The 18,988-nt window shown below is 70.1% G+C and carries 16 protein-coding genes and 1 pseudogene; 8 read left to right on the forward strand and 9 right to left on the reverse strand.

The window, feature by feature from the left end; translation table 11 throughout:
* Window positions 1-27 precede the first annotated feature (27 nt).
* Complete coding sequence (locus EAO77_RS34545; protein ID WP_261994284.1) at window positions 28-885, reverse strand: hypothetical protein; 858 nt, start codon at window positions 883-885, stop codon at window positions 28-30.
* 266 nt (window positions 886-1,151) lie between these two features.
* On the opposite strand from EAO77_RS34545, the gene EAO77_RS34550 reads away from it, so the two are divergent.
* Both EAO77_RS34550 and EAO77_RS34555 read left to right on the forward strand, forming a co-directional pair.
* Window positions 1,152-1,724 carry a S1 RNA-binding domain-containing protein gene (locus tag EAO77_RS34550; RefSeq protein WP_147992275.1) on the forward strand — a complete coding sequence of 191 codons (573 nt, stop codon included), beginning with the start codon at window positions 1,152-1,154 and terminating at the stop codon, window positions 1,722-1,724.
* Between the two features lie 31 nt (window positions 1,725-1,755).
* A pseudogene (locus EAO77_RS34555) lies at window positions 1,756-2,464 on the forward strand (IS5 family transposase).
* A 58-nt stretch (window positions 2,465-2,522) separates the two neighbouring features.
* On the opposite strand, the gene EAO77_RS34560 reads toward EAO77_RS34555, so the two are convergent.
* Window positions 2,523-2,717, reverse strand: a complete 195-nt coding sequence (locus EAO77_RS34560) for a hypothetical protein (RefSeq protein WP_147992276.1) — start codon at window positions 2,715-2,717, stop codon at window positions 2,523-2,525.
* 222 nt (window positions 2,718-2,939) lie between these two features.
* Complete coding sequence (locus EAO77_RS34565; RefSeq protein WP_147992277.1) at window positions 2,940-3,968, reverse strand: alcohol dehydrogenase catalytic domain-containing protein; 1,029 nt, start codon at window positions 3,966-3,968, stop codon at window positions 2,940-2,942.
* Window positions 3,969-4,092: 124 nt separating this feature from the next.
* On the opposite strand from EAO77_RS34565, the gene EAO77_RS34570 reads away from it, so the two are divergent.
* Window positions 4,093-4,578 carry an Lrp/AsnC family transcriptional regulator gene (locus tag EAO77_RS34570; protein WP_187283541.1) on the forward strand — a complete coding sequence of 162 codons (486 nt, stop codon included), beginning with the start codon at window positions 4,093-4,095 and terminating at the stop codon, window positions 4,576-4,578.
* A gap of 22 nt (window positions 4,579-4,600) precedes the next feature.
* On the opposite strand, the gene EAO77_RS34575 is transcribed toward EAO77_RS34570, so the two are convergent.
* Window positions 4,601-5,584 (reverse strand): GNAT family N-acetyltransferase, encoded by a 984-nt coding sequence (locus tag EAO77_RS34575; protein WP_147992279.1) that lies wholly within the window; start codon window positions 5,582-5,584, stop codon window positions 4,601-4,603.
* Window positions 5,585-5,692: 108 nt separating this feature from the next.
* On the opposite strand from EAO77_RS34575, the gene EAO77_RS34580 reads away from it, so the two are divergent.
* Window positions 5,693-6,322, forward strand: coding sequence for a TetR/AcrR family transcriptional regulator (locus EAO77_RS34580; RefSeq protein ID WP_147992280.1), 630 nt, complete (start codon window positions 5,693-5,695; stop codon window positions 6,320-6,322).
* Window positions 6,323-6,824: 502 nt separating this feature from the next.
* Here EAO77_RS34580 and EAO77_RS34590 read toward each other — a convergent pair.
* The 4 genes from EAO77_RS34590 to EAO77_RS34605 form a co-directional block, all read right to left on the reverse strand.
* Window positions 6,825-7,709: a DUF4394 domain-containing protein gene (locus EAO77_RS34590; protein WP_147992282.1), complete on the reverse strand. Its 885-nt coding sequence runs from the start codon at window positions 7,707-7,709 to the stop codon at window positions 6,825-6,827.
* 297 nt (window positions 7,710-8,006) lie between these two features.
* Window positions 8,007-8,924: an NAD-dependent epimerase/dehydratase family protein gene (locus EAO77_RS34595; protein WP_147992283.1), complete on the reverse strand. Its 918-nt coding sequence runs from the start codon at window positions 8,922-8,924 to the stop codon at window positions 8,007-8,009.
* 195 nt (window positions 8,925-9,119) lie between these two features.
* Window positions 9,120-10,088: an NAD(P)H-quinone oxidoreductase gene (locus EAO77_RS34600; protein WP_147992284.1), complete on the reverse strand. Its 969-nt coding sequence runs from the start codon at window positions 10,086-10,088 to the stop codon at window positions 9,120-9,122.
* A gap of 575 nt (window positions 10,089-10,663) precedes the next feature.
* Entirely contained in the window at window positions 10,664-12,892 is a 2,229-nt protein-coding gene (locus EAO77_RS34605) for an MMPL family transporter (protein WP_187283542.1), read from the reverse strand.
* Window positions 12,893-13,049: 157 nt separating this feature from the next.
* On the opposite strand from EAO77_RS34605, the gene EAO77_RS34610 reads away from it, so the two are divergent.
* Window positions 13,050-13,619 carry a TetR/AcrR family transcriptional regulator gene (locus EAO77_RS34610; protein ID WP_147992285.1) on the forward strand — a complete coding sequence of 190 codons (570 nt, stop codon included), beginning with the start codon at window positions 13,050-13,052 and terminating at the stop codon, window positions 13,617-13,619.
* A 244-nt stretch (window positions 13,620-13,863) separates the two neighbouring features.
* Here EAO77_RS34610 and EAO77_RS34615 read toward each other — a convergent pair whose 3' ends face one another.
* Window positions 13,864-14,490: a TetR/AcrR family transcriptional regulator gene (locus EAO77_RS34615; RefSeq protein ID WP_261994285.1), complete on the reverse strand. Its 627-nt coding sequence runs from the start codon at window positions 14,488-14,490 to the stop codon at window positions 13,864-13,866.
* A gap of 186 nt (window positions 14,491-14,676) precedes the next feature.
* Between EAO77_RS34615 and EAO77_RS34620 the strand changes: the two genes are divergently transcribed.
* The 3 genes from EAO77_RS34620 to EAO77_RS34630 all read left to right on the forward strand — a co-directional run bounded on the left by EAO77_RS34620 (window position 14,677) and on the right by EAO77_RS34630 (window position 18,948).
* The gene (locus EAO77_RS34620) at window positions 14,677-16,359 is read left to right on the forward strand and encodes a class I adenylate-forming enzyme family protein (RefSeq protein WP_147992287.1); all 1,683 of its coding nucleotides are present in this window, start codon (window positions 14,677-14,679) and stop codon (window positions 16,357-16,359) included.
* Window positions 16,360-16,609: 250 nt separating this feature from the next.
* Entirely contained in the window at window positions 16,610-17,848 is a 1,239-nt protein-coding gene (locus EAO77_RS34625) for an acyl-CoA dehydrogenase family protein (protein ID WP_187283543.1), read from the forward strand.
* On the forward strand, window positions 17,848-18,948 hold the full coding sequence (locus EAO77_RS34630; RefSeq protein WP_261994286.1) for a phosphotransferase family protein: 1,101 nt from the start codon (window positions 17,848-17,850) through the stop codon (window positions 18,946-18,948). The genes EAO77_RS34625 and EAO77_RS34630 overlap by 1 nt, the downstream gene beginning before the upstream one ends.
* Window positions 18,949-18,988: the final 40 nt, after the last annotated feature.

Below are 18,988 nucleotides of genomic sequence, written 5' to 3' on the forward strand. Positions count from 1 at the left end.
TGAGAAGGACGACCCGGGGAGTGGCGGTCAGCGGATGTGGACCTCGATGCTGGTCCTGGACGGCAGGTGGAGGGCGTCACCGGCGAACGACGCGGTGTAGGTGGTGTAGCCGCGGGCGGTGGCGCGGTCGATGAGGGCGAAAGTGCCGTTCGCGTCGAGCGTGGTGGGCGGGAGCGTCACAGGCTGCGCGGCGCCGGGGTCCAGGCGCGTGAGGGTGACGGTGGTGCCGGGTGGAAAGGGCAGGTCGGAGGCGAGACGACCGGTCAGGGAGCGGGTACCGGAGGGGGTCGTGGAAGGTATGTGCAGCACGGTCCCGGTGGCGGCCTTGCCGGGAGTGGTCAGCACCCGCAGGATGACCGGCGCGCCCTGGCGTGTCTCTCGGGTGACGGCGAAGAGACGGCGGTTGTCCGGCGCCCAGCCAAGTCCGGCCGGCAGCAGCAGCAGCAGCAGCGGAGAAGAGTCGCCCGAGGCGAACTCGAACACGCCGTGCGAGACGCGGGTGCCCGGCGTGAACATGAAGACGTCGGAGCCGTGGTTGCTGTCCACCCCGGCCGCGATGGCGCCGTCGGCGGCGACGGCCACCGCGTTGGGGTAGGCGGCGGCTGGGTAGCGGCCCGCGTCGGCGAGGTCGGAGGTGCGCAGCATCTGATGGTAGTAGGGGCTTCCGCCGGCCAGAATGACGTTCTTGCCGTCGGTGGTGAACGTCAGGTCCTGGGTGTCACCGGCGTCGGGCAGCCACCGCTCGGCCGTACGGCGGGCAGTGCCGGTGTGTACGTCGTACACGGCCATGGTGGCTGGGCTGACCTCCCGCTCACCGGCGACCAGGACGCCGGGGGCGGCTGCAGAGGTGGCCAGTGCGGGTGCGGAATACCAGTCGTCGCCCACCGCCTCCTCATAGGCCCCCGCCAAACACGCCCGGCAGCAGCTGGATCCGACCACCGCCGAGGGCTTGCTGGGCGTGTACGCGGCCCGGACCCGCGAGGGCGCCGACCAGCTCGCCGCCGTCCTCGATGACATCGCCGCCAACGGCCTGCCCGCACGAGGACTTGTCCGGCCGATCATGGTCCCGGTTACCGAGTCATGGCGGGTCTGCGGCTCGGCACCCGTCGAGGGCATGGTCGACACACGAGGTCGTGTGCCAGGGTGGCGGTATGGATTGGCAGTCTGAGAGCCCGGAACTCTGGGCGTTCCTGGAGTCCCTACACCGCGGTGACATCCTGTCCGGCACCGTCGCGGCGATCGAGCGGTTCGGGGTATTCGTGGCCCTGGACGACGGACCTGCCCATCCCACCCTGCCCGGTGTCGGGTTCATCGCCATCCCCGAACTGTCCTGGCGGCACATCGACGCTCCGACCGATGTCGTTCAGGTGGGTCAGCGGGTCTCGTGCGAGTTCCTCCAGTTCGACACCTATAACGCGGAGGCCAGACTGTCCTTGAAGGCGCTGGAGCCCGACCCCCTGCAGGCCTTCGCCGACCGTACGCCGATGGGCCAGGAGCTTCGCGGGACGGTGGACAAGACGGTTCCCATCGGCGTCTTCGTCGACCTCGGGGACGGGATCGTCGGGCTGATTCCCTGCAAGGAGGTCTACGGTCGGCCCGCGGTGAGTCCGGCGGAGGACTTCGAGGCCGGACAGGAGATTGCCGTCATCGTCACGGAAATCGAAGTGCCGGCCCGCCGGGTCTTTCTTTCCAGGCCGAAGGGGCCCGGCGTGCAGATGTCGTGACGCCGGGCGTGCCCCGGCCGTTGATGTGAGCATGGGGCGGGGTGATCTGAGTGATGCCGAGTGGGAACGGCTGCGGCCGTTCCTGCCTGTTGGCAACCGGCGTTGTGGCCGGTGGCGTGATCACCGGCAGGTGATCGACGGGATTCTGCACCGGGTGCGGACCGGTGTTCAGTGGCGTGACCTGCCCGAGCGGTTCGGCCCGTGGAAGACCGCTTATGAACGCCACCGGCTGTGGTCGGCCGACGGCACGTGGGAGCGACCCTGGGCCGCTCGCGCGGCGGGTTCACCAACAAGCTCCACCTGAGCGCGGACGGCCGCTGCCGCCCGCTGTCCCTGATCGTCACCGCAGGCCAGCGGGCCGACTGCACCCAGTTCGAGCCCGTCCTGGAGAAGATCCGCGTGCCACGGCCCGGGCCAGGCAGGCCCCGTAAGAAGCCGGACAGCCTCGCGGCCGACAAGGCCTCCAGCAACGGGCCATGCCGCGGGTATCTGCGGCGTCGCGGTATCCGGCACACGATCCCGGAGAAGACCGACAGTCAGGCCGCCCGCCTGCGCAAGGGCCCACGCGGCGGACGGCCCCCGGCTTCGATGAAGAGCGTTACAGGAAGCGCAACGCCGTCGAACGAGCGATCAACCGCCTGAAGCAGCACCGGGCCGTCGCCACGCGTTACGACAAGCGCGGCAATGTCTTCCTCGGCACGGCCACCGCAGCAGCCCTGACCATCTGGCTACGAACGTGATCGGCCGGACAAGTCCTAGAGGACCGCACGCCCGTGGGAGGATCTGCGCGAGCAGCGTCTAGCCCGGCCTCCCCGCGAGCGTCCGGCCGTCGCCGATGCCCGCATCGCACGGCTGCCGAGGCCGGATCGCGTTCTCCGAGCCTGCTGCCAGGAAGTTGGACGTCATTTCCAGCACGGTGACCACCAGCAACGGCCCGACGTAGGACATCGCCCCCCAGCCCTTCGCCACCGGCACCGGCACCGGCACCGGCACCGGCAACCCTGTCGGCCCAGGCTGCGACGTGGGCCGGCGCTCTTGCGAAGGCTGGCCGACGCGATCGAAGCGTTGGGCCCTGTGGACTCCAGGATGTCGTGAGCACGCGGCGGCGGGCAGGCCCTGAATGCGGGGCCGCCCGGCGTGGGACGGGGCAGTGGTGGCCGCCGAGCGAGGGTGGACGGCCTGGTGCCCGACGTCCCGGACGGTTCCCCCCAGTCCTCATGGCCGGACGGCGACCTTGATGGCCTGGCGTGCGTTCATGGCCTGATAGGCCGTCGCAATGGAGTCCAGGGGGAGGTCGGTCGAAAGGACCGGCGAGGGGTCGAGCCGCCCTGCGAGAACTTCCGACAGCAGAGGTTCCAGGTAGTGGCGGGCCGGGGTCACCCCGGCCCGCAGGGCGATGTTGTGGCGGAACAGTCGGTAGAGGTCGACGCGATCCACGCCGTTGGGGACCCCGACGGAACCGATCGTGCCGCCGGGCCGGACCAGGTCGATCGCGAGGTCGAGGGCGGACTGGGTTCCCGCGCATTCGGCGACGCCGTTGACACCGCCTTCGGTCTCGTCCCGGACGAATCCGACGGTCGCGGGGTCGTCCGCGGCCAGGACGTCGGTCGCTCCCATGCGCTTGGCCAGGTCGCTGCGGTCGGGATGCCGGCCGAGGAGGATGATCCGTCCGGCTCGGGCGCGATGGGCGGCGAGCACCGCGCAGAGCCCGACAGCGCCGTCCCCGAGGACGACCACGGTCGAACCCGGCCGGACAGCGGCCAGGAAGACGGCGTGGGCACCGGTCGCCATGACGTCCGTCAGCGGAAGCAGGCGGCGCAAGAGCTCGGCGTCCGCCTCCGCGCGTACCGGGACGAGCGTACTTTCGGCGAACGGCACGCGTACGGCCTCGGCCTGGCCGCCGTCATGCCGACCGCCCCAGAAGCCGCCGTCGGGACAGGAGGTGAACAACCCGTCGCGGCACGGCCGGCAGGTGCCGTCCGCGAAGGCGAACGGTGCGAGGACGAGATCACCCGCCCGCAGACGGGTGACGTCCGCGCCGACATCCTCGACGACTCCGACCCACTCGTGGCCCATGCGGTCGCCCGGCGTGAACGCCTCCTGGCCCCGGAACGGCCACAGGTCGGATCCGCACACGGCGGCCAGGGACACCCTCACCAGCGCGTCACTCGGTTGCTCGATCACCGGGTCGGGAACGTCGACGAGACGGACCTGCCCGACCCCTTCCAGCACGGTGGCTCTCATGGGCGACCACGGTAGGCTGCCGCCGCCCGTCCGGCCATGCCGTTCCGACGGGATGACCGCGCTGTTTCCGTCGAAAGGAAGGTGTTTGGGCATGTTCGTTTCCCAAACGTCAGGAGCAGATGCCGTGGATCTCGCGATCATCAGCGAGCTCTCCCGCAACGCCCGTGTGAGCCTTGCCGAGTTGGGCCGCCGGGTGTCCCTCAGCCGGCCGGCGGTCGCCGAGCGGGTGCGGCGGCTGGAGGACTCCGGTGTGATCAAGGGCTATGGCGTCCACCTCGACCTCGACCGGCTGGGGCTGGGCCTGCGAGCCCACGTGTCTCTGCGCCCCCGGCTCCGTGCCGCCCGGAATGCGCAGAGCCTGCGTGACCGGCTGCTGGCCATGGGACACATCCTGTCGTGTGTCCACGTCACCGGTGAGAACTGCTACGAGCTGACGCTCGCGGTCCGGGACGCACAACATCTCGAACAGGTCATCGAGCACCTTTCGGGGATGGGCGACACCACCACCGGTGTGGTGCTCTCCGAGCCCGTGCAGCCGCGTGACGTGGACATCGCCGCATGGCTCCTGCAGGAGGACCGGGACCGGGGCACTCGGCAGGACAGGCCCTGAGCTGCAGCCCCTGGCGCCACCGTCACTCCGGGAAACGGTCCGGTTCGTCGTCCCAGGCCATGGAGACCATCCTCCAGCCGGCCCGGGTCCGAAGGAACTGGGTGGTCTTGTGACCGTGTCCCTCGAAACGCACTCCGTTCCGGACGCCGGACTTGCGGTACTCGGCAGACCGGTGCGCGACCGATCCGAAGATGTCCGTCCGCTCAACGACCTCCCACTCGGAGAAGTCCGTCAGCGTTCCGTCGGTGAGCATCTTCTGACGCGGCTCGACGAAGGCGTCCACATCCATGATCACGGGGTCGTCTCCGGTGTTCGAGACGATCCTCCCCTCCGGGACGAACAACTCATGGATGATCCGCAGGTCGGGGGTCTTTCCGCCGGTGTTGGTGAAGGAGTCCATGAACAGGCCCGTCAACCGGTCGATCTCCGCCCGGTCGCCGGACGCGGGCGCGGAGCGGTCCGCTGCCGGCGGCCACTCCTGGGCCAGGACGGACCACACCTCGCTGTCGTGCCGCAGCCCGCGGTGCGGATAGCGCTGCCGGAGCACGCCCTCGCGGGACATGCCCAGACGGCGCGCGGACGCGATGCTGCGGGTGTTGCCGGCAGCGACCCACCACTCGACCCTGGTCATCCCGCGTTCGGTGAAGGCCCAGTCGATCAGTGCCCGGCACGCGCGGGTCACCAGCCCGTGCCCCTGACCGGCCTCCTCCAGCCAGCAGCCGAGCTCGCACACGCCCGAGGGGGCGTCGAAGCGGGTGAACATGACGCCGCCGACGAGCACACCGTCCCGCCAGATCCCGTATATCCGGCCGCTGTCGGTGGACGAGAGGTCGGCGTAGCGCTGGAGGGTGGTTCTGGCCGAGGCGAGGTCGGTGGTGAGCGACGCCCAGGGGATCCACGGGTCGACCAGAGGGCGGGCCCGGTCGATGTGCGCGAGGAACTCCGGTGCCTGCCAGGGTTCCAGAGGACGGAGTTGCGCGTGGTCGTCGAGGGGGGTGGTGAACATGGGCGTTCCGCCTTCCAGGTCAAGCCGGCCTCGGACGCCGGCAGGGAACTGCCGAGAGGCACATGGCGAGAGGATACGTAACAAGCGTTTGGTATGTAGGCTAACGGCATGACGCCCCCCGCACCCGGAGATCACGAAGCCCGCCGCAAGGACGTGTCCGAGGCGGTGTGGCGCGTCCTTGCCGCCAAAGGGTTCGGTGGTCTGACCCTGCGCGCCGTCGCCGCGGAGATGGGTGTCTCGACCGGCATGCTGACGCACTACTTCCCGAGCAAGCGGGCCCTCGTCACGCACGCACTGGGCCTGCTGGAACAGGACACCGCGGGACGCCCGCGCCGGCGTCCACCCGCCGACGGCCTGCCCGCCGTACGGGCCATGCTGCTCGACATCCTGCCGCTCACGCCGGCCGACACCGCCCGCAACCGCGTCTGGGTCAGCTCCTGGGACCTGTCCCTCGCCGACGAGACGCTGGCCGCCCAACAGGGCGACCGGTACACGAGGTTGCGCGACAGTTTCCGCCCTCATCTAGAGTCGGCGCGTGACCTGGGGCAGATCCCCCCGCAGGCTGACGTCGGCCAACTGGCCGCTGCCGCCGTCGCCTTCGTCCACGGACTCGTGGTCCAAGCACTCTTCGACCCCGGACGGTTTCCCGAGGACGTGCAGATCGACATGGTCGACGGCTTCGTTGCCCGGCTCGCCGGGTCGGGGACGACACGGCCGGATGAACGTCGAACTCGTTGAGGCCGCGCTGTCCGCGACCGGTCGCGTCGCCTCGTAGGGGCAGCGCGTTCCGTCGCCGTGGCGTCTTCGCGTACCCGCGGTGCGCGACGGGGGGCCGGTGGGAGTCCGCCGGCCGCGGGCCGGACGCGCCACGGCCGGTCCGCGTGTGGAGGAGCAGTCATGCAAGGGGCAGCAGTCACACGATGCAAGGGGCCGCCCCGCCGCCGCTCACGGCAGGCGCGGGACGGCCTCCGGCTCACTGCTGGTGTGGCCCTGGTGATCCGTTGTCTGCGAAGAGGAACGCCAGGGAGTACGGCAGCAGTCCCGGCCAGCCCCACACCTGTCCGGCGGTCCGCCCCAGGCTCTTCGGAGGGAACGCGATGCCGGTGACGGGGACGACAGGCGCGGGGTGGCCGTCGCCCGGCTGCGGATCAGAGCGGCGGTGGTGCACCACGGGCAGAGGTGTCGGGGGCGTCGTGGTGCACTGCGGCCCTGCTGGTGCGGGGCTGGTCATAGCCGGTTCCTAGCGCTGGTCGAGCGGCAGCGCGAGGTCGGTGACCTGGCGGCCGGCGGGGAACGTGCCGACGAAGACGGTCTCGCCGTCGAGGACATTCACGGTGTAGAAGCGGTACCTGCCCGAGGTGTTGAGCGCGGCGAAGCCCTTGTTCTCGCCGGTGGACGCCTTGTAGTAGATGTCGAAGCCGGCCGAGGGGCCGGCGTCGACGCCGAGGCTGCCGGTGGGGGCGAGGGTGCCGGCGTTGGCCGGGGACTGCAGGGAGACGCGGTCGTTGGTGGTGTCGATGTCGAAGAGCGTGGTGGCCGTGGCGGTGTTGAGGTCGTTGTTGGTGTAGGCGGCGCCGGTGACGCCGAGCGCGGTGGAGGGCGGCGTGGTCGGGTTGGTGAGGGTGCCGTCGGCGGTGGTGGTGCGGGGGGCGGCGGGGTCGTCGATGTTGTGGCGCAGGTTCTGCCCGGTGTCGCTGATGACGCGCAGCCGGTTCGCGGCCGGGTTGAAGTCGACGCCGAAGTGGCGGCCGGTGAGGGCGACGGTCAGCTGCGAGACCTTGATGGCCCGGGCGTCGCTGTCGAGCGTGTAGACGCCGCCCTTGTCGCCGACGCCGTAGAGCTTGCCGTTCTGGACACGGAAGTCGATGCCGACGAGCTTGGTGTCACCGCGCAGGCCGCGGATGGTGCCGAAGCTCCACGTGGCGGACGGGTTGTCGACACGGAAGCCCACCAGGCGCTGGTCGGTGGTCAGCCCGACGCCGACCAGGGCTCCGTTGGCGGCGCGGCCCTGGGGCGCGAAAGAGCTGGGAGCGGCGGGGTCTGCGGCCGCCAGGGCAGGTGCGATCAGCGGCGCGGCAAGGGCGGCGGAGGCGGCAAGGATGCCCGCGACGAGACGAGTACGCACGAAGGTGGCTCCGATCGAATCTGTGGCCCGCACCCGGGTCGGGGCGAATCCGCAGATCCTTCGACACGACGATGGCCCTGGATTGCACCGAAGGGGGACTGTCCTTCGGTTGGTCCACAAAAGTGCTATCGACGCGCCCTCCAACGGGTCATTTGCGGAGCAACGGATCACTTGCGGAGCGTCGAGCACGCGGGCTCCCCCGCGCCGGTTCCGGGCCCGAGCGCCGCTGGGCGCAGACTCCGGGACTGCCGCGTTCCGGAGTCCGCGGACCGGTCCGCCGTTGGCACGGACGGCGGTTCAGCCGAGGATTTCGGCGATGCCCTCGTGGTGGGAGGTGATGGCGAAGGCGGGAAACCGTGCCGTGAACTTCGAGGTGTCGAAGATGTTGTCACCTCGGTAGCGCGGTAGCAGCTCCTGGACCTCTTCGAGCTGACCGATGAAGCGGCCTCCGATCCTGAACGCGGCCAGTGGCAGCACCGTGTACCGGATGCGGCGGCCGGTGACCTGTTCGGCCACGCGGATGATCTCGGCGTAGGTGGGGCGGTGCGGGTCGACGGGCAGGTGCCAGGTCTGACCGTAGGCGTCGGAGGTGTTGCCGATCAGGGCCATGGCCCGGCTGGCGTCGGGTGTCCAGATGAGGGACCGGGCGGTCTTTGCGCTGACGGGAACGAGTGGCCGCTTGCCGGCCTTGATCCGGTCGAAGACGAGCGAGTTGGTCAGGCTCTTGGTCTTGCCGGGGCCGTAGAACTCCGGCGCCCGGCAGATGACGGCGTCGACTGTTCCTGCGGTGATCGCATTCATCAGCATCGTCGCGATCTCGGCACGCACGCGGCCCTTGCGGCCGTTCGGTTCGAAGCTGGTCGCCTCGGTCTGCGGGGCTGTTGTACCCGGGTACATGTAGGTGTTGTCGAAGAACACGAGCTTGGTGCCGTACGTCGCGCAGGCGTCGATGACGTTGCGCATCATGGCGGGGAACTGCCTCTCCCACAGCTGCGAATCCATGGGCAGTCCCACAGTGAGGTAGGCGATCTCGCTGCCCTCGACGGCCCGGTGTGCGGCCTCCGGGTCCGTCAGATCGGCCTGAAGGAGCTGATCGGTGTCGTGGATCTTCGTTGGATTACGGCTGACCAGCCGGAGGTCGTGGGTGAAGCTGCGGTGCAGCTCGCGGGTGAGTTCTTCGCCGATGGGCCCGTTGGCGCCCAGAACCGTCTGCATGGAATTCATCTCTCTTTCGTGTCTGCTCGATCCCCGGCAGGCGCTTGAGGATCTTCAGGCCCGCAGTGACGGCGCGGGCCCGGCGTACGGGGTCGATCGCGTCGGGTGCTCCGGCGGGGATCACGCGCTCGATGGCGGTGGTCCGGGGCCGCCGGAGGCTGCGTGCGCCGTACGGAGCCTTCCCGGCACCCTCGATCAGGCGTTTTCGTCATTGACGAGGAGGATCTTGCCGAGGTGGCCGCCGGCCTCCATCAGCCGGTGACCTTCGGCGGCGTCCGCCATCGGTACGGTCTGGTCGACAATCGGCTTGACCGTCCCGTTCTCGATCATCGGCCACACGTTCTTCTGCACCTCGGCCACGACCTCGGCCTTGTACTCCTTCGAACGTGTCCGCAGCGTCGTCCCGTGCACCGACGCCCGCTTGAACACGATCTCCGCCAGGTCGAGCCGGCCCTCCAGGCCCTTCTGCAGACCGATCACGACCAGTCGGCCGTCGGCGGCGAGAGAGCGGACGTTGCGCTCCAAGTAGTCACCGCCCACGACGTCGAGGATGACGTCGTAGGGACCGTGCTCGGTGAAGTCCTCGGTCCGGTAGTCGATCGCCATGTCCGCGCCCAGCTCGCGGGCTTGGGCCGCCTTCTCCGCACCGCCCACCGTCGTCACCACACGGGCGGCGAGAGCCTTTGCGATCTGGATCGCCATCGTCCCCACACCACCGCCACCGCCGTGCACCAGGAGGGTCTCCCCTGCTTTCAAGCCCGCGGTCATGACGATGTTCGACCAGACCGTCGCCGTCACCTCCGGCAGACCAGCCGCCGCCGTCAGCCCGACACCCTCCGGGACCGTGAGCAGCTGCCCCGCCGGAACGGCGACCTTCTGCGCGTATCCGCCACCCGTCAGCAGGGCGCAGACCTCGTCTCCCACCTGCCATCCGGTCACGCCCTCACCGATCGCGCCGATCCGGCCGGAGACCTCCAGGCCCGGGTACGGCGACCAGCCGGGCTGCAGCGGGTACAGCCCCCACCGCTGCATCACGTCCGCCCGGTTCAGGGCGCTGGCCACCACATCGACGACCACCTCGCCCGCGGCAGGTGTCGGGTCCTCGACGTCCACCCACTGCAGAACCTCAGGACCACCATGCTCCGTGATCGACACAGCCTTCACGACGACTCCGTTCCCAAAAGCGAAATGAGGAACTCTCGCGATCCGGGAGGCCGGATCACCGCGAGCTCAATGTGTACACCACTCACATTACCCGACGGAAGTAAGCACCGCAAACATCCGGAAGGCTCCGACTCCCTGAACCGATCATCGGCCGCCCCCCGGGTATCGCGCCTCCCGTAGCGACCTTCACCGAGGAAGCAGAAGGCGGCACGCGGCCGGCACGCGGGCCACGTCCTCGTCGCGCCGCGGCCGCGGTCGGGAAGGCTCCGCCCGAGGGCCTCGGGAATCGGCACTCGGCGTTCTGGCGCCGCGAGCAGAGCGGGAAGGGCCGCGCCGGCCCGTGGCAGGCGTGTCGGGGAACCGACGGGCCGGCTGCTTTCCGATCCGCGGGCGGCAGCAGACATGGCGCGGCGCTCCCGGCCGTCCGCGGCCGCAAGGGGCCGGCAGGCCGCCCGTTGTTCCTGATGTGCAATGACACCCTGCACCTCCTCGTCCCAGGGGAGGTGCAGGGTGTCGTGTCCGGGGCCGTCCACGCCACCCGAACGTCGACGGGCCCGGAGTTCGGCGTGGGTCCGTCAGACCCGGGTGGCCGTCTTCCGGCGCGGGGCCTCCTCCTCGGTTCGCGGGTGCGCGGCCTGCTGGGGCGGAGCGGGGGCGGGCAGACGCGCGCCCTCGATGTCGACGTCCGGGAGGATTCGGTCGAGCCGGCGGGGCATGCTCCATGCGCGTCGTCCGAGCAGGGCCATGGCGGCAGGCACGAGCGTCATGCGGACGACGAAGGCGTCGACGAACACGCCGAAGGCGAGTGAGAATCCGATGGCCTTGACGATCGGATCCTCGTTGAAGACGAAGCCGCCGAAGACCGCGACCATGATCAGTGCGGCGGCCAGGACGACTCTCGCACTGCTGGAGACACCCTGGGCGATGGCCTCGGCCGCGTCCTGGCTGTGCTCGTAGTGCTCGCGCATCCGGCTGACGAGGAACACCTCGTAGTCCATGGCCAGGCCGAAGAGCACGCCGGTGAGCAGGATCGGGAGGAAGCTGGTGACCGGTCCGACTGCTGACACGTCGAGCAGGCCGTTCAGGTGGCCCTCCTGGAAGACCCAGACGGAGGCGCCCAGGCTCGCACCGACCGAGAGGAGGAATCCGAGTGCCGCCTTGAGGGGCACGAGGACCGACCGGAAGGCGATGGCCAGCAGGACCAGAGCGAGCAGGACGATGACGCCGATGAACAGGGGCAGTGCGTCACCGAGCTTGTCGGCGACATCGATCGCCATGGCCGTCTGGCCGGTGACGTAGAGGTCTCCGCCCGCGTCGGCGACCTGGGGCGCCTGATCGCGCATGCGATGGACCAGGTCGGTGGTGGCTTCCGCGTCAGGACTCGACTTCGGCATCACGGCCATGACCACGACGTCGCCGGAGGGGCTGGGCACGGGAGGCGATACGGCGGCCACGTTCCCGTCGGCGACCAGGGTGCCGCGCAGTTGGGCCACGGCGACCTGCCGCTGGTCCTGCGGGATCCTCTCGGTGTCGACGACGGTGACGAGGGTGGCGTTGAAGCCGGGACCGAAGCCCTCGCTGAGCAGGTCGTAGCTCTTGTGCTGGGTGCTGGCCTCGGGCTGGGCGGCGTAGCTGGGCAGGCCCAGGCGCAGGTCCTTGGCGGGCAGGGCGAGAGCCAGCAGGCCCAGGATGCCGGCGACCAGGACGACGGCCGGCGTGCGGGTGACGCCGCGAGCCCAGGCCAGGCCCCAGGAGCCGGGAGCGCGGTTCCTGCGCTCGCTCTTCTGCTTGGCGGTGCGCGGGCGCATCCGTTCGCCGAACACTCCGAGGACGGCCGGGAGGAGGCTGATGGCGACCAGAACGGCGATCAGGACGGTTCCGGCTCCGGCCAGGCCCATGATGGTGAGGAACGGGATGCCGGTGACGGCCAGCGCGGCGAGTGCGATGACGACCGTGGCGCCGGCGAAGACGACGGCGCTGCCGGCGGTGGCGGTGGCGCGTGCGATCGACTCCTCCCAGTCGGCGTCGGGGTCGGCGAGCTGTTCACGGTGCCGGGAGATGACGAACAGGGCGTAGTCGATGCCGACGGCGAGGCCGATCATCAGGGCCAGTACGGTCGCGGTACCGGTCATCTCCACGAAGCCGGAGACGAACATCGTGCCGAGCAGGCCGATGGCGACGCCGACGAGGGCGGTCAGCAGCGGCAGTCCGGCCGCGACGACGGAGCCCAGTGCGACGGCGAGGATCACGAAGGCGATGACGACGCCGACGAGTTCGGCCACGCCTCCGGCTTCGGTCTGCGGGAGCATGGCGGAGCCGCCCAGTTCGACCTGCATGCCGATTTCACGGAGGGGCTCGACCGCGGCGGCGAGTTCTTCCTTGGCTTCCTCCGTCACCTCGGGGGCTTCGTCCGTGAACCGGACGTCGGAGTAGGCGATGGTCCGGTCGGCCGAGACCGCGCCGACCTCGGCCGGCTGGGACACGTCGATGACGCCGTCCACGGTCGCGGCCTCGCGCAGAACGCTGCCGAGCGCCTTCTGCTGCGCCGGCTCCGTGACGGTCCTGCCCTCGGGAGCGGCGACCACGATGCGCACGACACCGCCGGCGGCGGGCGGGAACTTCTCCTTGAGAAGGTCCTGGGCCTCCTGCGCCTCGACGCCGGGGATCGTGAACTGCGTGGACGTCTTTCCGTGCAGGGTCGCTCCCAGTCCGCCGACGACGGCGAGCAGGAGTATCCAGGTCGCGATCACCCAGCGGCGTCGGCGAACCATCCAGCGCGCCCAGGCGTACAGGCGTGAGGCCATCGAACCATTCCTAACCGGTCAATACCCTGACCAAGAGGAAGCCAGGGTGCGAAAGCATGGTGGACGGGGCGGAACGGCATACCTCCACCCCGCATTGCACAGTAACGCATTTTTACAGTCGACTGTAATTTAGCCGCCGGTGGTAAACTCTTGCCTCATGACCGGTGACAGCCTCAGGGAACGCAGCAAGGCGCGGCGCAGGGAAGCGATCCTGACCGCCGCCTACGAGCTGTTCGCCGAACGGGGCTTCGACGCCACGAGCATCGCCGACATCGCGGAGGCGGCCGAGGTCTCACCGCGCACGGTCACGCTGTACTTCCCGACCAAGCTCGAGCTCGCGATGGAGCACTTCAACGCGTTCGTCGACCAGCTCGCCTCAGCGCTGCACGCCAGGCCCGCGGGCCAGGGCATCCTCGACACCGTGGAACAGTGGATGCGCGAACAGGCCGACTCCCAGGACGAGTTCGACGAGCTCTACGATCAGATGCTCCAGGCGAACCCCCAGCTCAAGGGACTCTGCCGGGGACGGCTGACCGACGTCGTCCAGGACGGCGCCCGGCTTCTCGCCGAAGAGCAGGGCTGGCGACCCGACGACTTCGCTCCGCGCATCCTGGCGGCCACGGTGGCAAGCGTGATCAGCGAGCTGACCCACCAGTCCGATCCGGGGGACCTGGAGACCGCCATGACCTTCATCCGCGCCGCGGCCGCCACCCTGCAGCCCGGCTGATCCGGCCCCCAGCCCTCAGGAACGCCGCGGCCGGCCGGCCCACGCCACAGGGAGGGCCGCGTTCGGCCTCCCGCAGTCAGCGGATGCCGCGCTCCAGGCAGACAGTGCCGACGAGTTCGGCGATCACGTCGTGGTCACCGTGCCTGGCGGGGCCCTCGGCGCGGCAGCGGTCGGCCTCGACGTCGGCGCCCAACTCGGGCGCCCGCTCAGTCCTCCGCGGGCCGCCGGCCGTACCGACGATGCGTCAGGGCTGCGCTTCGATCTGCACGCCCACCGTCATGCGTGTCATGGCGCAGTACCGCTCCGCCAGTTGCCGCGGACTGTGTTCTCCCCTGGCGCGGTACCACTGGGAGACACCTGTGCACATGGTCACGATGGCCCTGCTGACGTCTCGCGGGTACGGGGTGGTGAAGACCTTCTGCGCGACACCGTCCCCGACCACCTGGTCCATCAGCCGCTGCTGCCGGTCTCGCGCCCCGATGTACGTGGTGCGTGCCTCTCCGGTGAGGCTGCGGATCTCGCTGTAGGCGATGAAGGCGAGGTCCCTGCGGTGTGCGTGGAACAGTACGAGGCACTCCACGAGCAGGTCCAGGCGTCGCTGCACGTCGTCGCCGGCTTCCTCGAGGGCTGCGGTGCTGCGCTCCCACAGGTCGTCCATGGCGTGGGAGACGATCGCGACGAGCAGAGCCTGCTTCGACGGGTAGTGGTAGTAGAGCCCCGGCACCGAGAGTTCCGCGCGCGTGGCGACTTGGCGGATCGAGGTGCCGTGGTAGCCGTGCTCCACGAAGCAGGCAAGTGCGGTGCGGAGGATCGGCGGCAGGGGGTTGCTCGAGTACGACCTCCAGCCCGCCCTGGCTTGAGTGTTCGCCACAGTGCTCCTCTCCCCCGGATCTTCGCCGTGTCGGCACAGTATGCAGCGTCGGCACGCTCCGCCCTGCGGCAGACCTCTTGACATGCCTCGGCGCCACCCCTTCACTTTACCGAGCGATCGCTCGGTAGCCGAGCGACCGCTCGGTATCCATGCGTCCGAGGTCAGTGTGGACGGGAAGGACAGCACATGACGGTGGATGAGGAACCCTCGCGGGACGCACTGCCCCTCGCCGAGGTCGACGCGCACACGCATGAGGTCCCGGACTCGCTCGTGGCCGCCTGGAAGGCACGCGTGGCGAAGAGTCCGGACGGCACAGCGCTCCGTTTCTTCGACGGCGCTCTGTCCGCGCGGGAGGTCGACGCGGCGTCGGACGCCCTGGCCGCGGCGTTCGAGGCCCGCGGAACCAGCCGGGGTGACCGCGTCGGCGTGTACCTGCAGAACATTCCGCAGTACGCGCTGGTGCTGCTGGCCCTGTGGAAACTGGGGGCCACGGCACTGGGACTCAACCCGATGTACCGGCGCCAGGAGCTCCGCCGGATCATCGACGACTCCGGGGCGGTCGGGGTCGTGTGCGCGGACGCCGACGTCGACGAGACGCTCGACACACTGGCGGGGAGCGCGGTCCGCTGGCTGATCAGCACGTCGGCGCTGGACTACCAGTCCCGCAACGATGCGCGGGTCTACACCACGACGCAGCGACCCGCCCCCGCGCCGGACGGCGATCTGGTGGCCCTGATCGGCGCGTTCGACGGGCGCCGGCCCTCGCCCGTGGACCTGACCCGCGACGACGTCGCGTTCCTGACGTACACCTCCGGGACGACGGGGCCGCCGAAGGGTGCCATGAACACCCACGGCAACGTCCTGAGCGTGGTGGCGACCTGCGCGTCGTGGATGGGGGTGGGCGAAGGGGACGTCGTGTTCGCCGTGGCCCCCCTGTTCCACATCACGGGCGCGGTGGTCAACGCGACGATCTCCCTGCTCACCGACACGACGCTCGTCCTCACGGGCCGGTTCCACCCCGAGGTCGTCCTGGATGCCTTCGCCGAGCACGGGGTGACCTTCACGATCGGCTCCATCACCGCGTTCAACGCGATCCACGAGCTGCCTCAGGCCGAGGCGAGGCATTTCGCGTCGGTGAAGGCCCTGTACTCAGGGGGCGCGCCGATACCGCCGGCGACCGTCGAACGGTTCCAGCAGCGCTTCGGCGTCTACATCCACAACGGCTACGGGATGACCGAGACGACGTCCGCCGTCATCGCCGTGCCTCCGGGAGACAGGGCACCCGTTCATCCGCCGAGCGGGACGCTGTCCATCGGCAGGCCCCTGCCGCACGTCACCGCACGCGTCGTGGACCTGCACGGCGACCCGGTGCCCAACGGGGAGCAGGGAGAACTGGAGCTGAGCGGGCCGCAGGTGGTGCCCGGCTACTGGGGCAAGCCCGACGCCACACGCCGGACGATGCCGGAGGGCCGGCTCCGTACCGGTGACGTCGCCGTCATCGACGACCAGGGGTGGGTGTACCTGGTGGACCGGCTCAAGGACCAGATCAACGTGTCCGGTTACAAGGTCTGGCCCCGCGAGGTCGAGGACGCGCTGTACGAGCACCCGGCGGTGCTGGAGGCCGCGGTCATCGGGCAGCCGGACGAGTACCGCGGCGAGACCGTCGTCGCCTACGTCTCGCTCAAGGCAGGGCTGAGCGCGACGGCGGAGGAACTGATCGCGTTCTCTCGCGACCGGCTGGCGGCCTACAAGTGCCCCCGGACGATCCATGTCATCGCCGACCTGCCCAAGACGCAGAGCGGCAAGATCCGGCGCGCCGAACTCCGCGGCCTCGACGGCCCCGGGCCGGCCTCCACCTCGAAGGACTGATCCGTCGAGCCGGAACCACACCCGGGCCGCTTCTCGGGCCGCGCCGCCCTCGTGACCGGAGCGAGCCGGGGCATCGGTCTCGCCCGCGCCGAGCAGCGCCCGGGCGGGCCCGCAGCCCTCGCCTCCGCCGGGGCGCCCCGGCCTCGGAGGACTCCTCCTGGGTCACGGGCCATGTCCCCACCGTCGACGGCGGCCTCACGGTCGCCGACGGCACCGCGCAATGACCGCCACCCACCCTGAAAGGACCGGCATGACTGTCACTCACCTTCCGCCCGAGATCGCGGAGTTGCGGGAGCGCACGCGCCGCTTCATCCGCGAGGTCGTCATCGACGCGGAGCCCGCGCCCGGCGAACGTCTTGACCGGAGCACGCGGGACCGGCTGCAGGCGGCGGCGAAGGAGGCCGGCGTCTTCGCGCCGCTCGTGCCGAAGGAGTACGGCGGGCAGGGCGTGTCCGTCGCGTACTGGTCGCCGATCCTGCAGGAGGCCGGGTACTCGCCGATCGGCCCCAGCGCACTCAACTGCATGGCACCCGACGAGGGAAACATGCACATGCTCAACCTGATCGCGACCGAGGAGCAGAAGAAGCGGTATCTGGCGCCTCTGGCTGCGGGAGACGTCCGGTCCTGCTTCGGCATGACCGAGCCCCACCCCGGTGCCGGGTCCGACCCTGCGGCGTTGCGGACCCGGGCCGTCCGTGCGGCGGGGGGCTGGATCATCGACGGTCACAAGCGGTTCACCAGCGGCGCCGTCGGTGCCGGGTTCTGCATCGTCATGGCGCGGACCCCGGCGGTGGACGATGCCCCCGAAGGGGCCACCATGTTCCTCGTCGACATGACGAACCCCGGGCTCCGGGTGGGCGAGGCGATCCACACCGTCGACCGCTCCATCGACGGCGGCCACCCCCACCTGTACCTCCAGGACTGCTTCGTCCCCGACGAGGCCGTGCTCGGCGAGGTGGGGCTCGGCTTCCGGTACGCACAGGTCCGGCTCGGACCGGCACGCCTCACCCACTGCATGCGGTGGCTGGGGCTGGCGCGGCGGGCGCACGACATCGCCCTCGACCGGGCCGGGCGGCGGGAGCTGTTCGGCGGTCCGATCGACACGCTCGGCCTGGCGCAGCACCTGATCGCCGATTCCGTGATCGACATCGAGACGTCCGATGCGATCATCACCAAAACCGCGGCCCTGCTGGGCGGTGACCCGAAGGCGGGCTCGGCGATGTCCTCGATCGCGAAGGTGCACTGCTCGGAGGCGATCTTCCGGGTGATCGACCGTGCCGTCCAGATCTGCGGCGGCGACGGCGTCTCCGACGGCCTCCCACTGGCCCAGTACCTGAACGAGGTCCGCCCGTTCCGCATCTACGACGGCTCCAACGAGACCCACAGGTGGGCCATCGCCCGCCGGGCGTCGGCCGGCCGCAGTGCTGCGGTCCGGGACGGTGAGCAGTACCGGGGCGATGCCGTCGTCGGGCGGGACGGGGCCGCGTGATGCACACCGTTCCCGACGGAATCGAGGTCGTGGCGAGCTGGGACCGGGCCCGCCACCTCGAAAGCCCTCCTCTGCTGGTCGTCGATGCGGTCACCGCCTTCCTGGACGCGCAGGGACTCGGACGTGGTCCGCTCGCGTGGCAGCGCATCGGCGACGGCCACTCCAACGTCACCTACCTGATCGCGCGTGGCGGCGAGTCCGTCGTCCTGCGTCGTGGTCCGCGCCCGCCGCTGCCGAAGTCGACGCACGACATGGTGCGCGAGGCCCGTGTACAGAAGCTCCTCGGCGGGCACGGCGTACCGGTGCCGGAGATCGTCGCCGTCTGTGAGGACGAGTCGCTCCTGGGTGTGCCGTTCTACCTCATGGGCCGGCTCGACGGGACGGTCGTCACCGACACGATCCCGGCCCGGCTCTCTTCCGTCGAGCAGCGCCGGGCAACGAGCGAGGCGGCCGTCGATGCCCTGGTCTCCCTGCACCGCATCGACGTGACCCGAGGGGAGCTCGCCCTGCTGGGATCCCCCGACGGATACCTCCGGCGCCAGATCGAGCGGTTCCGCGGTCTGTGGGAGGTCAACACCACACGCAGCCTGCCCGCGGTGGAGTGGATCGCGGAATGGCTGGCCCGCAACCTGCCGACGAGCCAGGCCGCCTCCGTGGTGCACGGTGACTACCGCATGGGCAATCTCATGTTCGCCCCGCAGGCGCCTGCGAGGATCCTCGCAATCCTCGACTGGGAGATGGCGACACTCGGCGACCCGCTGGCGGACCTCGGCTACTTCACCGCGACCTACTCCGAGGCGAGCGTCATGAGCACCCCGCTCGAACTCACCCCGGTGACACGGGCACCGGGGTACCTCACGAGACACCAGCTGGCCGAGCGCTACCGGTCCCGCACGGGCCTCGATCTCACCCCGCTCCCCTGGTACCAGACTCTCGCCCTGTGGAAGGCGGCGATCTTCTGCGAGGCCATCTACACCCGATGGCGGCGTGGTGAGCGCCCGGACGACACGGCCTTCGGGCCCTCGCTCGAGGCGGGTGTTCCCCGGCTGCTGGACGTGGCCGCCCAGTACGCGGGCCCGACCGCAGCACCTCGCCGCTGACGTCCGGCAGCGTCCCGTCACGCGTCCTGACGTCACCTCC

The sequence above is a fragment of the Streptomyces sp. T39 genome, from assembly GCF_008042045.1.
In the GTDB taxonomy this organism is placed as follows: domain Bacteria; phylum Actinomycetota; class Actinomycetes; order Streptomycetales; family Streptomycetaceae; genus Streptomyces.